The 15,993-nt window shown below is 67.2% G+C and carries 9 protein-coding genes; 4 read left to right on the top strand and 5 right to left on the bottom strand.

The features are described from left to right. Positions 1-55: 55 nt before the first annotated feature. Together trhO and ASF14_RS14760 are read right to left on the bottom strand one after the other, a co-directional pair. Positions 56-1,009: an oxygen-dependent tRNA uridine(34) hydroxylase TrhO gene (gene trhO, locus ASF14_RS14765; protein ID WP_056436610.1), complete on the bottom strand. Its 954-nt coding sequence runs from the start codon at positions 1,007-1,009 to the stop codon at positions 56-58. 127 nt (positions 1,010-1,136) lie between these two features. Further along, the gene (locus ASF14_RS14760; protein WP_056436607.1) at positions 1,137-2,372 is read right to left on the bottom strand and encodes an N-acetylmuramoyl-L-alanine amidase family protein; all 1,236 of its coding nucleotides are present in this window, start codon (positions 2,370-2,372) and stop codon (positions 1,137-1,139) included. A 484-nt stretch (positions 2,373-2,856) separates the two neighbouring features. On the opposite strand from ASF14_RS14760, the gene ASF14_RS14755 reads away from it, so the two are divergent. Further along, on the top strand, positions 2,857-5,517 hold the full coding sequence (locus ASF14_RS14755; protein ID WP_236697088.1) for an Rne/Rng family ribonuclease: 2,661 nt from the start codon (positions 2,857-2,859) through the stop codon (positions 5,515-5,517). A gap of 203 nt (positions 5,518-5,720) precedes the next feature. Here the strand turns inward: ASF14_RS14755 and ASF14_RS14750 are convergent, their stop codons facing one another. Then, a complete protein-coding gene (locus ASF14_RS14750) occupies positions 5,721-6,176 on the bottom strand; it encodes an Lrp/AsnC family transcriptional regulator (protein ID WP_056436604.1) in 456 nt (151 codons plus the stop codon). Between the two features lie 114 nt (positions 6,177-6,290). On the opposite strand from ASF14_RS14750, the gene ASF14_RS14745 reads away from it, so the two are divergent. Further along, entirely contained in the window at positions 6,291-7,505 is a 1,215-nt protein-coding gene (locus tag ASF14_RS14745) for a methionine gamma-lyase (RefSeq protein WP_056436601.1), read from the top strand. 540 nt (positions 7,506-8,045) lie between these two features. Here ASF14_RS14745 and typA read toward each other — a convergent pair. Both typA and ASF14_RS14735 read right to left on the bottom strand, forming a co-directional pair. After that, the gene (gene typA / locus ASF14_RS14740) at positions 8,046-9,887 is read right to left on the bottom strand and encodes a translational GTPase TypA (protein WP_056436598.1); all 1,842 of its coding nucleotides are present in this window, start codon (positions 9,885-9,887) and stop codon (positions 8,046-8,048) included. Between the two features lie 260 nt (positions 9,888-10,147). Next, complete coding sequence (locus tag ASF14_RS14735; protein WP_056436596.1) at positions 10,148-13,099, bottom strand: M16 family metallopeptidase; 2,952 nt, start codon at positions 13,097-13,099, stop codon at positions 10,148-10,150. 188 nt (positions 13,100-13,287) lie between these two features. On the opposite strand from ASF14_RS14735, the gene ASF14_RS14730 reads away from it, so the two are divergent. Further along, positions 13,288-14,007: an aspartyl/asparaginyl beta-hydroxylase domain-containing protein gene (locus tag ASF14_RS14730; protein ID WP_056436594.1), complete on the top strand. Its 720-nt coding sequence runs from the start codon at positions 13,288-13,290 to the stop codon at positions 14,005-14,007. A 112-nt stretch (positions 14,008-14,119) separates the two neighbouring features. Continuing rightward, positions 14,120-15,916: a methyl-accepting chemotaxis protein gene (locus ASF14_RS14725; protein WP_156361217.1), complete on the top strand. Its 1,797-nt coding sequence runs from the start codon at positions 14,120-14,122 to the stop codon at positions 15,914-15,916. The last annotated feature ends 77 nt before the right edge of the window (positions 15,917-15,993 follow it).

Below are 15,993 nucleotides of genomic sequence, written 5' to 3'. Positions count from 1 at the left end.
GCTTCGTGTAGCAGGTTCGCCCCGGCTTGCCACCCGCCTGCGGATCGGTTGCGCGTTACAGGGGCTGCGGTTCGTCGCGCGCATCTTCCGCGGACGGATAGCGTGCGCCGACATGCGCCTGCCCCCGCGCCGCCGCCAGTGCTTCCTGACGGTGCCGTTCGGCATAGGCCGCCAGCCGCTCCGCGTCGCGCGTGCCGTGACAGGCGGGGCAGCTCACCCCCTCGACATAGAGCGGCGAGGCGCGATCCTCCGGGCTGACCGGCATCCGGCAGCCATGGCACAAGCCGTGCGATCCTTGCGCCAGCCCATGCCCGACCGCGACGCGTGCATCGAAGACGAAGCATTCGCCATTCCAGCGACTCTTCTCTTCCGGCATCGTCTCCAGATATTTGAGAATGCCGCCATCGAGGTGGAAGACGTCCGCCACCCCTTCCGCCTTCAGGAACGCGGTCGCCTTTTCGCAGCGTATGCCGCCGGTGCAGAACATCGCGACCTTCGACTTACCCGCCATCAGTTCGTCGCGATGCTCGCGAAACCAGCCGGGGAAGTCGCGGAAGCTGCGCGTTCCCGGATCGACCGCGCCGTCGAACGTGCCGATCGCGACCTCATAGTCGTTGCGCGTGTCGATCAGCAGGGTGTCGGGATCGGCGATCAGCGCATTCCATTCCTCACCCGCGACGTAAGTGCCGACCTCGCGCGTGGGGTCGATCCCCTCCACGCCCATCGACACGATCTCGCGCTTCAACCGCACCTTCATCCGGTGGAACGGCATCGTCTCGGCGGTCGAGTCCTTATAGTCGACATCGGCACACCCCGGCAGCGTCCGGATATGCGCGAGCAGCGCCTCGATCGCGTGCGTGCTGCCCGCCACCGTGCCGTTGATCCCCTCGCTCGCCAGTAGCAATGTGCCGCGAATCCCGTTCGCCTCGGCGACGGCGAGCAACGGCGCACGCAGCGCGGCGGGGTCGGGGAAAGCGGCGAAACGGTACAGGGCACAGACGCGGATCATGCCCGCGCCTTTACGCGGATTGGGTGAAAGGGGCCAGATGCTCGACCGGCAAGCCCCTGCGCGACGCAGTCACTTTCCCCGAAACTGTCGATTCTGATGGAAAAACGGGAAAGATGGCAATGCTGCTCTACCGCGCCGCCATCCGCCGGGCGAAGTGGACTTCCACCGCCTGCAATACTGCCTTGGCGATCCGCTCGCGCCCCTCTTCGCTGGCGAGGAACGCCGCGTCCTGCATGTTCGATATATAGCCCGTCTCGAACAGGATGGACGGCATGTCGGGAGCCTTCAGCACCATCAGAGAGGCCATGCGGTGGAAGGTCGGCTTGACCGGGATGAGCGGCTGCGCCTCGCGGCCGAGCAGACGCGCGAAGCTGGCCGAGGCGTTCATCGTCTCGCGCTGAGTCAGGTCGATCAGGATCGAGGAGACGTCGCTGTTCCCGCCCAGGTCGACGCCCGCGATCACGTCCGCCTTGTTCTCGCGCGCCGCCAGCCGTGCGGCTTCCTTGTCGGAGGCCACGTCGGACAGGGTATAGGCCGTCGCGCCGCGTGCTTCCCCTGCCCCTGCGCTGTCGCAATGGATGGAAATGAACAGGTCGGCATGCAGCCGCCGCGCAATGCCGTAACGCTCGCGGTGGAGGATGTAGCGGTCGTCCTCGCGGGTCAGCGCAGCGCGCACCCGTCCGCTGGCGACCAGCGTGTCGCGAATCTCCTTCGCGATGGCCAGCGTCACGTCCTTTTCGCGCAGGCCCGTCTGCGGGTTGATCGCTCCGGGATCGACCCCGCCATGTCCCGCATCGATCACCACCAGCGGACGGTTGTCCGCCCCCTTCACGCGCGGCAGCGGCAAGGCGCGCGACGGGCTCGGCACCGGCACGGTCAGCGTGTAGGCGGGCTTGCGCCGGAAATGGAACGGGAAGAAGTCGAGCACGCCCGCAAAACTCGCCTGGGTATAGCGGCCGACCATGGGCTTCAGCGTCAGCGACAGGGTCTTGCCGTCATCGTCGAACCCGCCATCGAAGATCGCCGCGTCCTGCGCCAGTGCGAAGGTCAGCCGGGTAACGCCGGGCTGGATCCGGGTCTGGGTCAGCCCGCGCACCACGCCGTCGTCGATCGTGGCGGGGCCGGGCGACGCACCGGTCACGTCGATCGCGACGCGGCGCTGTTCGGTCAGCATGACGCTGCGCGCGCGTTTCACCGGCGTATCGAACCGGATGATCAGGCGCGCGCCGCGCACCACCACTTTCTGCACCGTCGCGGCCATCGCGCTCATCGGCGCGAACAGCCCGATCAGGAATGTGAACAGCATCAGCACGACACGGCGTCCATGCCGTGCTCGTGCGTCGCTGGTCCAGCGAAAAGCCATTACCGCATACCCTTTTCCACGATCCGGGGATCGAAACGCCGGGATAGCGAAACGTGCCTGTCTCCAGGCTTTCGGCCATTGGTTAACCGAAAATTCGGCATGTTTTGGCCGCTCGATCGGCAGATTTCCGCCTGTTGCGCAAACGTTCCGATGATGCTAGCACTCCTGCGGACCCCGGCCTCGATCACCTCTCCCACGATCGGGACGGGGCCATCTCTAAAAGGGCTGGGACTGCGAGGATTTCGCGCCCGGACCAACCAGGTTGACGCTCGCATGACGCATATGATCCACCCCGCTGACCGACCGGCCTTTGCCGGTGGGATCGCGGTGTCGTGGGTCCGCACCGGCCCCGTTGCCGATGCTGCGGCTGCGACCGGCACGCATTCCGTTTTTTCCAGCGGACCGGCGCCCCGCGCCGCCGCCCACCTTATTTACCGCGCGCGACGGCTGCCACCAGGCCCGGCGCGCGCGTGGAGACTTCACAATGACCACGCGTATGCTGATCGACGCACGCCACCGGGAAGAAACCCGCGTGGCCGTCGTCAAGGGTAACCGGATCGAGGAATTCGACTTCGAGTCGGCCGAGCGCAAGCAGCTCAAGGGCAATATCTACCTCGCCAAGGTGACCCGCGTCGAACCGTCGCTGCAGGCGGCGTTCGTCGATTACGGCGGCAACCGTCACGGCTTCCTGGCCTTTTCGGAAATCCACCCCGACTATTACCAGATCCCGAAGGAAGATCGCGAAGCCCTGCTCCGCGAAGAGGCCGAGCATGCCGCCGAAGAGGCCGCGCTGCGCGCCGAACTCGACGCCGAGGATGATGACGATCATGACGGCGAGGATCATGACGATCACGCCGACGACCATCACGATGACGAGGACGGCGAGGCCGCGCCGCGCGCCCGCAAGTCGACCGTCAATGACGATCAGGTCGAGGCACTGCGCCAGCGTCGCCAGAATCTGCGCCGCCGCTACAAGATCCAGGACGTCATCCATCGCCGCCAGGTGCTGCTGGTCCAGATCGTCAAGGAAGAGCGCGGCAACAAGGGTGCGGCGCTGACCACCTATCTGTCGCTCGCCGGTCGTTACTGCGTGCTGATGCCCAACACGTCGCACGGCGGCGGCATCAGCCGGAAGATCTCGAACGCGGCCGACCGCAAGCGCCTGAAGACCATCATGGCCGAGATGCAGCTGCCCTCGACCATGGGCTGCATCGTCCGCACCGCGGGCCTTCAGCGCACCAAGACCGAGATCAAGCGCGACTTCGATTACCTCGCGCGCCTGTGGGACGGCATTCGCGAGAAGACGCTGCATTCGTCGGCGCCCGCGCTGATCTATGGCGACAGCGACCTCATCAAGCGTGCGATCCGCGACATCTATAATCGCGAGATCGAGGAAGTGATCGTCGAGGGCGAAGAAGGTTATCGCCAGGCGAAGGACTTCATGCGCCTGCTGATGCCTGCGCACGCCCGCCGGGTGAAGCAATATGCCGATGCCGTGCCGCTGTTCCAGCGCGCGCATGTCGAGGACCAGCTGGCCGCGATGTACAATCCGGTCGTCCAGCTGAAGTCGGGCGGCTATCTGGTCATCAACCCGACCGAAGCGCTCGTCTCGATCGACATCAACTCCGGTCGTTCGACCCGCGAGCATAATATCGAGCAGACCGCGACCGCGACCAATCTGGAAGCCGCGCAGGAAATCGCCCGCCAGCTGCGTCTGCGCGACATGGCGGGCCTCGTCGTCATCGACTTCATCGACATGGACAACAACTCCAATGTCCGGAAGGTCGAGAAGGCGATGAAGGAGGCGCTGAAGAACGATCGCGCCCGCATCCAGGTGGGCCGCATCTCGTCCTTCGGCCTGATGGAAATGAGCCGCCAGCGCCTGCGCACCGGCGTGCTCGAAGCCTCGACCCGCCCCTGCCCGCATTGCGAGGGCACCGGCCTGGTCCGCACCGCCTCGTCCTCGGGCCTGTCGGCGCTCCGCCTGATCGAGGACGAGGCCGCACGCGGTCGCGGCTCGATCCTGACGCTGCGCGCCAGCCAGGAAGCGGCCGTCTATGTGCTGAACCGCAAGCGCGCCGACATCGCCGAGATCGAGGATCGCTACGGCGTGACCGTCGAGATCATCCCCGATCGCGAGGAAGAGGGTGCGCGCATGACGGTCGAGGCATCCGGCCCGCCGCCGGCCTATGCGCCCAAGATCGACATGCTCCTCCCCGTCGAGGAGGATGAGGACGATCTGGTCGACGAGATCGAAGAGGAAGAAGAGGACGAGGTCGAGGAGGAAGCGACCGAGGCGCCCCGCCCACGCGAATCGCGTGACGAGGGTGACGGCAATGGCCGCAAGCGCCGCCGCCGCCGTCGTGGTCGCCGCAACCGTGGCGAGGGTGAAGGCAGCGAACAGGCCGAGGGCGAAGAGCAGGCGGACGACGCTGAACACCACGACGCCGAGCAGGACGAGACCGACGCCGAGGAATCGGCCGAGGACGACACCGCCGAGACGGTCGAAGCCACCGAAGCCGAGCCGCGCGAAGGCGGACGCCGCCGTCGCGGTCGTCGCGGTCGCCGTGGCGGTCGTCGTGGCGAGGGTGCCGCGAACGACACGGCCGAGACCGCTGCCGAAACCGTGTCGGATGACGACGCGTCGGACGCACCGCTGCCGATCGTCGAGCCGATCGAGGCAGGCGATGCCGCACCGGTGACGACCCCGCTCGCAGTGGCCGAGGCCGAAGCGAGCGACGCGCCCAAGACCCGCCGCCGTCCGCGCGCCCGCAAGGCCGCGCCGGTCGTCAGCGAAACGGTCGAGACGCCGGTCGTCGAGGAAGCCCCTGCTCCGGTCGCGCCGGTGGCGGAAGCCGAGGCGGAAGCTCCGGCCAAGCCCAAGCGCGTTCGCAAGAAGGCCGCTCCCAAGGTTGCCGCCGAGGAAGCCGCTCCGGTCGTCGAGGCGGAAGCCGAAGCCCCGGCCAAGCCCAAGCGCGTCCGCAAGAAGGCGGCCCCCAAGGTCGCCGTCGAGCCGGTCGCCGAGGAAGCCCCTGCCGCCGAAGCCACTCCGGCCGAGGAACCGGCTGCGGCCGATACCGACGCCGAAAACGCGACCGGGGAAACCCCGCGCCGCGGCTGGTGGCAGCGCACCTTCGGCGCCTGATCACTGTAGTACCGAATGGCAAAACGCCCTCCTTCCCCAGCGGAAGGAGGGCGTTTTTCGTTCAAGCCCTTCTTTCCCATTCCGCCCCTGCAAGGGGAGGTGGCAGGCCAAAGGCCTGACGGAGGGGAGGCACCTTTTGCGAGGGCGGTGATGCCCCTCGAAGCGGGACCCCCTCCCCTACAGGGGAGGATCAATGGCTGGGATCAATCTACGGGAAATGTCCGGCTGCTCTTCACCACCCCATAGGCGAAGGTGGTATCCAGGCTGGCGATCCCGGCGATTGCGTGCATCTTGCGGCGGATGAAGCGCTCATAGGCCTCCAGATCGGCAACGATGACCCGAAGCAGATAATCCGCATCCCCGGTCAGCAGGTGACAGTCCATCACCTCGTCCAGTTGCCGGATCGCCTCCTCGAACTGCTGCACCAGATCGCGGGCATGACGCTCCAGCCGCACCCGGATGAACGCGGTCACCGGCAGGCCATAGCGCTGCTGGTCGACGATCGCGCCATAACCCTGAATCACCCCCGCCTGTTCGAGCAGCCGCACCCGCCGCAGACAGGGGGATGGCGACAGGCCGACCCGTTCGGACAGTTCCTGGTTGGTGAGGCGTCCGTCCTGCTGGAGCAGGCGAACGATCTGGCGATCCTTCGTGTCCATGCCCAATCTTAGCAGATTCTGCCAATTCAGCATGCATGATTGGCAAAGAACGCAATTTCGGCGCGGGGCTTCCGCCATAGAATGGTGGCATCACGCAGAGAAAGCCTGTCCACCATGTCGACCCCCGCCCCCTTCGGTTTTGCGACCGCCGCCATCCATCATGGCTATGATCCCCAGGATCACGAGGGCGCGCTGACCCCGCCGCTTCACCTGACCTCGACCTTCGCCTTCGAAAGCGCGGAAGACGGCGCGGCGCGCTTCTCGGGCGAGGCACCGGGCCATGTCTATAGCCGCATCTCCAACCCGACGCTCGACCTGCTGGAACGGCGCATCGCGCATCTGGAAGGCGCCGAAGCGGCGCTGGGCACGGCATCGGGCATGGGGGCGATCACCGCGACCCTGTGGACGCTGCTGCGCCCCGGTGACGAAATCCTGACCGACATGACGCTTTATGGCTGCACCTTCGCCTTCATGCAGCATGGGCTGGGCCGGTTCGGCATCCGCGTCACCCATGTCGACATGACCGATATCGCCGCGGTCGAGGCGGCGTTCGGACCGGACACCAAGCTCGTCTATTTCGAGACGCCCGCCAATCCCAATATGCGGCTGGTCGATATCCAGGCGGTCTGCGCCCTCGCCAAGGCGCATGGCGCGTGGAGCGTGGTCGACAACACCTATGCCACGCCGGTCGTCACCCGCCCGATCGCGCTGGGTGCCGACTTCGTCGTGCACTCCGCCACGAAATATCTGGGCGGACATGGTGATCTGGTGGCGGGCATGGTGCTGGGCCGGGCGGCAGATATTCAGCAGATTCGGCTGTTCGGCGTGAAGGATATGACCGGCGCGGTGCTGTCCCCGTTCAACGCCATGCTGATCCTGCGCGGCCTGAAGACGCTGGAACTCCGCGTACAGCGTCATGCCGCCTCGGCACAGGCGATTGCCGAGCGGCTTCAGGCGCATCCGGCGGTGCATGCGGTCCATTATCCGGGGCTGGAGAGCTTCCCCCAGCATGACCTGGCCCGGCGTCAGATGGCGCTGCCCGGCGGCATGATCGCCTTTCAGGTGCGCGGCGGGTTCGAGGCGGGCAAGCGCGTGATGAACCGGCTGACACTGATCCAGCGCGCCGTGTCGCTGGGCGATGCCGAGACGCTGATCCAGCATCCCGCCAGCATGACCCATTCCACCTATCCGGTCGAACAGCTCATCGCGCATGGCATCATGCCCGATCTGGTCCGGCTGTCGGTCGGGCTGGAGGATGTGCGGGATATCTGGGCCGATCTGGGTGCGGCCTTGGATGCTGAGTTAGGCACTCTGTCGCACGCGGCGTGATGCAAGCGGGGCCGGTCGCTAACGGCGCTGCCGCCACCTCGTACCCTCCGTTCAGCCTGAGCGAAGTCGAAGGCCAAGGGAGAGCGTCTCGATCCATGGTCCGATCGTGGCGGAGGTCCAGGCGTGGCCCTCGACTTCGCTCAGGCTGAACGGAGTTCGGTGCCTAGTCGCGGGTCGATCAGCTTCATGTTTCAGGCTCGGCATTCCGCCCCCCTTGTCGGAGAAGAGCGACGGAAAGCCGAAAACGGGTATCAGCGGATCGCCGGGATCGTCCGTGCGATCGCGTAACCGAACACGACCGAAGCGGCCAACCAGGTCACACCAATCTCGATTGCCAGCGCCATAAAACCCCTCCTGCTCCCTATGGCGCTTTCAATATCGCACGAACCCCTATCGCGCTAACGGACTTGTCCGCATTCTGTGATCGGATTTGCGATATAATCGGCGTGCCGGGTCGGGCGATTGGCAATGTCGATGGTCGCTCCCACGAAAAAGGGCCGGACGTTTCCGTCCGGCCCCGTTCCTGACTGGCTAGCCTGATTACGCCGCCTTCGAGCGAGCCGCGCGCTTGCGCTCGTTCGGGTCGAGGTAGCGCTTGCGCAGACGGATCGACTTCGGGGTCACTTCGACCATCTCGTCGTCGTCGATATATGCAATGGCCTGTTCCAGCGTCATCTTCTTCGGCGGGGTCAGGCGGATGGCGTCATCCTTGCCGCCCGAGGCGCGGAAGTTGGTCAGCTGCTTCGCCTTCATCGGGTTGACCTCGAGGTCATCCGTCTTGGCGTTCTCGCCGATGATCATGCCCTCATAGAGCGCCTCGCCGTGACCGACGAACAGGATGCCGCGCTCTTCGAGCGGACCCAGGGCATAGCCCTGCGCTTCGCCCGCGCCGTTCGAGATCAGAACGCCGTTCTTGCGGCCTTCGATCTTGCCCTTGTGGGGGCCATACTTCTCGAACAGGCGGTTCATGATGCCGGTGCCGCGCGTGTCCGACAGGAACTCGCCGTGGTAACCGATCATGCCGCGCGACGGTGCCGAGAAGGTGATGCGGGTCTTGCCGCCGCCCGAGGGACGCATGTCGGTCATCTCGGCCTTGCGCAGGTTCATCTTCTCGACGACCGTGCCCGAATATTCCTCGTCCACGTCGATGATGACGGTTTCGTACGGCTCGGTCTTCTTGCCGTCCTCGTCCTCGCCGAACAGCACGCGCGGGCGACTGATGCCCAGCTCGAAGCCTTCGCGGCGCATCGTCTCGATCAGAACGCCCAGCTGGAGTTCGCCGCGACCGGCAACCTCGAAGCTGTCGCGGTCGTCGCTCTCGGTGACCTTCACCGCGACGTTCGATTCCGCTTCGCGCATCAGGCGGTCGCGGATCATGCGGCTGGTGACCTTCGAGCCCTCACGGCCCGCCATCGGCGAGTCGTTGACGGCGAAGCGCATCGACAGCGTCGGCGGATCGATCGGCTGCGCCTTCAGCGGCTCGCTGACGCTGGTGTCGGCGATGGTATTCGCCACGGTGGCGACCGCCAGACCCGCCAGCGAGATGATGTCGCCCGCCTTGGCTTCCTCGACCGGCACGCGGTCCAGGCCACGGAACGACATGATCTTCGACGCACGGCCGGTCTCGACGATGTTGCCGTCGGCGTCGAGTGCGTGGATCGCCTGGTTCAGCTTGACCGTGCCCGAGTTGACGCGGCCGGTCAGGATACGACCCAGGAAGTTGTCGCGGTCGAGCAGCGTCACCAGGAAGGTGAAGGGCACGTCCTCGACCTCGACCTTCGGGGCCGGGACGTGGTTCACGATCGTCTCGAACATCGGGATCAGCGTGCCTTCGCGCGCGTCCATGTCGGTCGAGGCATAGCCGTTGCGACCCGAGGCGTAGAGGACGGGGAAATCCAGCTGCTCGTCATTCGCGTCGAGCGAGACGAACAGGTCGAACACTTCGTCCAGCACTTCCTGAATACGCGCGTCGGCACGGTCGACCTTGTTGACGACGACGATGGGCTTCAGGCCCAGCGCCAGCGCCTTGCCGGTCACGAACTTCGTCTGCGGCATCGCGCCTTCCGACGAATCGACCAGCAGGACGACGCCGTCGACCATCGAGAGGATGCGCTCCACCTCGCCGCCGAAGTCGGCGTGGCCGGGCGTGTCGACGATGTTGATACGGATCGACTCGGCGCTGCCCGGGGGAGTCCAGTCGACCGAGGTCGGCTTGGCGAGAATGGTGATCCCGCGCTCCTTTTCCAGGTCGTTGGAGTCCATCGCGCGCTCTTCGACGCGCTGGTTGTCACGGAAGGTGCCCGACTGGCGGAACAGCTGATCGACCAGGGTGGTTTTGCCATGGTCGACGTGCGCGATGATCGCCACGTTGCGGAGGCTCATGCAAATTTCTCTTGTTCGGAGGGTATGTCGCCGCGCGCCATAGCCGAAAGCCAAGCAAAGCGAAAGGGCGGCGCGGATATTGCGGCGCACAAAGGTGGTTGCCGCGAAAAACGTGCGGGAAAGCGACTGGTTCCTCCCCGGCACGAGGAGGTGGCAGGCCGAAGGCCTGACGGAGGGGGACTTCCCCATAGGACGTCCCTATCGGCACACCCCCTCCACCACCGCTACGCGGCGGTCCCCCTCCCCGCCAGCGGGGAGGATCACTTGGCCCTTGGCACCACCTTCAGCGTCCAGTCGGTATCCGGGCGCAGATACCTCGCCGCGACCGCCTGCAGGTCGGCCTGACCGATCGACACGAAATCCTGCGCCAGACGCTTGGTCGCCTCGATCCGTTGCGGATCATAGGTCGCACCGCCCAGCCGCTGCATCCAGAACAGATTGCCCGAGGCCATGCGCGCGAGTCGCTGCGCCATGGGTCGCTTGATGCGTTGCAGTTCGTCGGCGTCGATCGGCTTGGACGCCAGATCGGCGGCGATCGCACGGGCGGTCGACAGGAAGAAGTCGACCTTGTCGGGGGCGACCATGCCGATGGCGATCATCCGCCCGCCGCCGGGCAGGCCGATCGGCCATTGGCTGGCGACCTGCGGGCTGTAGCTGGCCCCCGCCTGCGACCGCAGCCGGTCGAACAGTCGGTCGGCAAAGACCTGCGCCAGCACGTCCAGCCGGTTGCGGATGCGGTCGTCGGCCGAACCCCCGCCGGTCGGCCAGGCGATCACCGCCGCCGCCTGATCCGCCGGGCCGGTATGCGTGCGGACGACCGGCGTGGCGACATGCGCTGGGAAGCGGATCGGCGGCACCGGGCCGATCGCACCTTTACGCGCCGGGATCGCCCCGAAGCTGTCCGCCACCGCCTTGATCGCCTCGTCCGCCTTCACGTCGCCGAACACCGACACCTCGATCGGGCCGGAGGCGAGCAGCGGGGCCCAGAGCGCCTTGAACGACTGGGGCGTGGTTGCCACCACCGCGTCGCGCGGCGGCGTGCCCCAGCGCGGATCGCCGTCGCGCAGCAACCGCTCCAGATCATGGCCGAGCACGCCGTCGGGCGACGAGTCGAACCCGTCATACCCCGCCAGCATCGCCGCCTTGGCCCGGTTGACCGGTGCCGCGTCCCAGCGCGGCGCGATCAGCTTGGCCGCCATCAGCTTGAGGTTGTCGGCATAATCACCGGGCGACGACAGGGCGTTGAAGGCGAAGGCATCGTCATCGATGTCGAAGTCCAGCCCCATGGTCCGCCCGGCGGTCAGCCGGTCGAGATCGCCCTGGTCGAACTTGCCGATGCCGCCCGCGACCAGCGCGAGGTCGGCTGCCCAGGCCGGGCTTTCCCGGTTCGCGGGCAACGCATCATAGCCACGCCCGAACCGGACCCGCAGATAGACGCGAGCCGTCTCGCCGTCATTGGCGAACAGCAGCAGCCGCGTGCCATTGGCGAAGGCCACCTTCTCCAGCCCCAGCTCGGAGACTTTCTCGCGCGATACGACCTTGCCGGGGGCGCCGAGCTTGGGCAGCTGCGCAAAGCTGACCGTGCCCTGGCGGCGACGCTGTTCGGCGAGCGGGCGGACATCGGCCTTCAGCGCGGCGGTCAGCCTGGCGACCGCATCGGCTTGAACGGTACGGGTGTTGACCAGCGCGCGGGTCGCTGTGCCCTGGAAAATCTTGCGCGTCGAGGCGAGCACCGTGTCGGGCGTGAACATCCTTTTGTCGATCGCCTGACGCAGGATCTGATAGCTCGTCTCGGGCGCCGTCACTGTCTCGCGGATATCGAGTGCGCCGACCATGTCGTCGGCCTGTTTCGACCCCGCCTCGACCCGCGCGGTTTCGACCTGGTTGCGCAGGATCGCGTCGTAATCGGCGAGTTCGCGGTCGATCTCGCCTTGCGTCGGCGGGGTCGCCATCGCATCGGCAACGACCGCCCGCACGTCCTTCAGCGCGGCTTCCCAATTGTCGCCGATCGGCACGACATTGACCGTGGTGAGATTGGCCGAGCGCGACACATCGTCGAGCGCGACGCTGGCCTGCAGGAAGCTGCCTCCCGCGCGCGCCCGATTTTCCAGACGGCGGCTGATCAGGCGGGCAGCGACCATGTCGACCATCCGCTTCTGGTTGAAGATCGCGGTATCGTCCTGATACTGCCACGGGCGCAGCACCGCCATGGCGACGACCGGCGGCATGGACGGCTCGACCAGCGCGCCCGCGATAGGGGCATCGGCGGTCGGCTTGCCGAAATCGGGATCGGGCGGATTGGGGCCGACGCCCTGCCACGACCCGAAATTCTTGGTGACGAGCCTGGCCAGCAGCGCCGGGTCCATGTCACCCGAGATGATGACGACCGCGCGTTCGGGGCGATACCAGCGGTCATGGAACGCCTTCACCGTCTCGGGCGTCGCGGCCTCCAGCGTCTTGAGCTGGCCGATGGGCGAACGTTCGGCCAGCGGCTGCCCCGCAAAGAAGGTCTCGCGCAGCTTGTCCGAATAGCGGACCTGCGGCCCCGGCTGTTCGCGGCGTTCGGCCAGCACCACCGGACGCTCGGCATTCAGCGACTGGGCGGTCAGCGAGGGCGCGGCCATCATGCCGCTCAGGATCTTCAGGCTCTCGTCCAGCCCCGCCTCGGTCGCGCCGGGCAGGTCGAGCTGATAGACGGTCTGGGTCGGCGTGGTGGACGCGTTGGAGTCCGAGCCGAAGGTCGCGCCCAGCCGCTGCCAGATACGCTTGGCCTCGCCGTCCGGCACATATTGCGATCCGCGGAAGGACAGATGCTCGATCAGATGGGCGAAGCCGCGTTCGGACGCCTGCTCGTTCAACGCGCCCGCATCGATGCGCACCCGCACCGCCACCTGCCCGGGCGGCACGCCGTTGCGGCGGACCGCGAAGCGCAGGCCGTTGGCCAGCCGCCCGAACTTCCACATCTTGTCCTGCGGCAGGTCCGAGCCCTTGTAGAGCCAGGGCGTCTGATCGACGCCGGGGATCGGCGGCAGCGGGGCGAGCGGATCGGCCGCTGGCGTCGAAGGGGGAGGCGCCACGCTGGCGGACACCGGCATGCCCTGCGGCACCGAACGATTGTCGGTCTGGCCGGGAACCTGGCCGATGACGGGGATCGCCAGTCCGAGAAGGACCGGCAGGGCAAGGCGGCGCATAGCGCGGGACGGAAATGCCATGCCCCCCTCATAACCCGCCGCACGCCGGATCGCCAGCCGCCCCTAAATCGCCCCAATGCGCCGCTTTGCGACGGCCGGACGCCATCATTTCGACCCAGTGGCGGCCTAGGACGGCCAGACTGATCCCGCGTCACAAGGGCCGTCGATGCCTGGGCGCCAAGGGTCGGGCCGGGGATGTTCGGAACGTGATGACCAAGTCGATCAAGGCCAGTGCCCAGCGTCAGGGCCCGGCCACAATATGGCACAATTCGGGCGAGGCCGAGCGGCCCGTGCGGCCCGTCCCGACCCTGGTCGCCGCGATCCCCAGCCTTCCCTCGCCCCCCGCCCCGCCCCATCCCGCACTGGCGGCGCTATGCCGGGTGTTCGACGGGGTGATCGCGGCATCCTCGCTGGTGCCCAACGACCCGGTTCTCGACATTCGCGACTTCGACTGGACGGCCGGGCTGCGGCGGCAATGGCGCGCGATCCGGGACGAGGCGGTGGCGGTATCGGGTCCGGCTTCGACCAACCGGATCGTCCCGCTGCTGCGGGATGGCGAGACGGCGAATCGCTGTCCCGTCGCGACGGCGGCGCTGGCCGAGGTGCCGGGACTGCACGACGCCGCCTTCGCCCTGCTCGCGCCCGGTGCGCATGTCGAAATGCGGCGCGGCGCCACCAAGGGGTTGCTGACCTGTCATCTGGGGCTGGCAGTGCCGCGCGACGGCGGCGCGCGGATGCGGGTGCGCGACCGGATCGTGCGCTGGGCCGAGGGTGAGACGCTGATCTTCGACGACAGCTATCCCCATGAATTGTGGAACGAAGCCGAGGCCGCGCGGATCGTCCTGCGGCTGCGTTTTGCCCGCCCGCTGCGCCAGCCCGGTCAAGCCGTGGCGGACGGACTGCTGCGCCTGATCGGCAAGACGGCCTGACCGTCGGTTTCGGCCGATCCGGTACGAAAACCGGACACTCTTAACCTTTTGGTAACCCGTGACCACGACAAGCCGCGCCGCTTGCCGCCCCCGGTTTTGTCACGGAATTGTCATGTTTATCAAGAGCGTAGCAGCCCGTCTTATCGCACCCGTGCTGGTGTCGATGCTGTTGCTGGCGATCCTGTCGGCCGTCACCCTGCAAACCGAGGGGCGGGTCGCCCGTGCCAATCAGGATGCCGCCCATGCCGAGGCGGTGATGCTGCGGCTGGCCGAACTCCGCTCGCTCAGCCGGTCGCTGCAACGCGATGCGCTCAACCTGGTGATCGAAAGCGATCCCGCCGAGCGAAAGGTGATCCAGGGCAAGTTCGACACGCGGCTGGGCAAGTTTGCCGACCAGCTGGGTACGCTGCAAGGCGATGCGGCGCGCTATGCGATCACGCCCGCCTATTTCACCTCGCAGGCCCGCGTCCGGCGTGAACTGACCGAGGTCGGCCGCCTCGCAGGCGCCGGGGACCGCGCTGCCGGTCTTTCCCATTTCCGCCAGCGGGTGCGCCCGGCCGAGCGACTGGCGTCCAGGATCGCCGACACCCGGATCGATGCGCTGACCGACGAGGTGAAGGCGCTGCACGTCCGCGCCGATACCGTCGCCGAACAGGGACGCTGGATCCTGATCGGCGCGACATTGTTGCTCGCCATCGCCGGGCTGGCGACCGGCCTGTACATGGCGCTGCGCACCGTCGTCCGGCCGCTGCACGAGCTGCGCCAGGCCATGGGGCTGCTGGCGGAAGGCCAGACCGGGCGCGCCATTCCTCATGCCGAACGCGAGGACGAGGTGGGGGAGATGGCACGCTCGATGGTCGCCTTTCGCGACCAGCTCGCCCGCGCCGAAGCGGAGAAGACCGCCCAGACCCAGCTGATCGTCGCCAGTATCGGCCAGGGCCTGTCGGCACTGGCGAAGGGCGACCTGACGGCGCGGATCGACGCGAGGCTGGACGAGCCCTTCGCCCGGCTGAAGAACGACTTCAACACGGCGATGGCGGCGCTGCATGCGACCATGGCGCGCGTCGTGGGCGCGACCAGCGGCGTGCGGGCGGGCGCGATGGACATACGTCAGGCCTCGGACGACCTGTCGCAACGCACCGAGCAGCAGGCCGCCAGCCTGGAGGAAACCGCCGCCGCGATGGACGAGATCACCGCAACCGTCCGTCATGCCGCGACCGGCGCGAGCGATGCCGCGCTGGCGCTGGAACAGACCCGCGCCGATGCGCGCGACGGCGGCGCGGTGGTCGTCCGGGCTCGCGCGGCGATGGTCGATATCGAGCGCGCCTCGTCCGAGATCGAGGAGATTATCGGCGTCATCGACGGCATCGCCTTCCAGACCAATTTGCTGGCGCTCAACGCCGGGGTCGAGGCGGCGCGCGCGGGCGAGGCCGGGCGCGGCTTTGCGGTGGTCGCCTCCGAGGTACGCGCCCTGGCGCAGCGTTCGGCCGATGCCGCGCGCGACGTGAAGCAGCGCGTGCTCGCCAGCGCCAGCGGCGTGCAGAACGGCGTCGCGCTGGTCGGCGAGACGGGCGTGGCGCTGGAGAAGATCAACGAGGGCATGGGTCGGCTGGGCACGCTGATGACCGGCATCGCCAACGATGCGAATCGTCAGGCCAAGGGGTTGGGCGAGGTGAACACCAGCCTGTCCCAGATGGACATGGTGACGCAGCAGAACGCCGCGATGGTCGAACAGGCCACCGCCGCCGCGCGCAGCCTGGCCGAGGAGGCGGAGCAATTGTCGCAGGCGGTGGAGCGCTTCGTGCTCGACATGCCACCCGCGCCGCTGCGGGTCGTCGAGTCGGTGAAGGAACGGGTCGTGCCGCTGCCCGTCCGACGCGCGGCGAACGAGGACTGGTCGGCCTTCTGATCGCCGGCCAAAGCGGGCTGGCCAAAGCGGAATTGCCTCCGCGGAAACGCATCCTTTCCGGCGTCCTGCTTGATCCC

It is taken from the genome of Sphingomonas sp. Leaf257 (assembly GCF_001422185.1).
GTDB lineage: Bacteria > Pseudomonadota > Alphaproteobacteria > Sphingomonadales > Sphingomonadaceae > Sphingomonas > Sphingomonas yabuuchiae.
The sequence above is the reverse complement of the archived record's forward strand: the minus strand, read 5'-3'. Positions and strand labels throughout refer to the sequence as shown.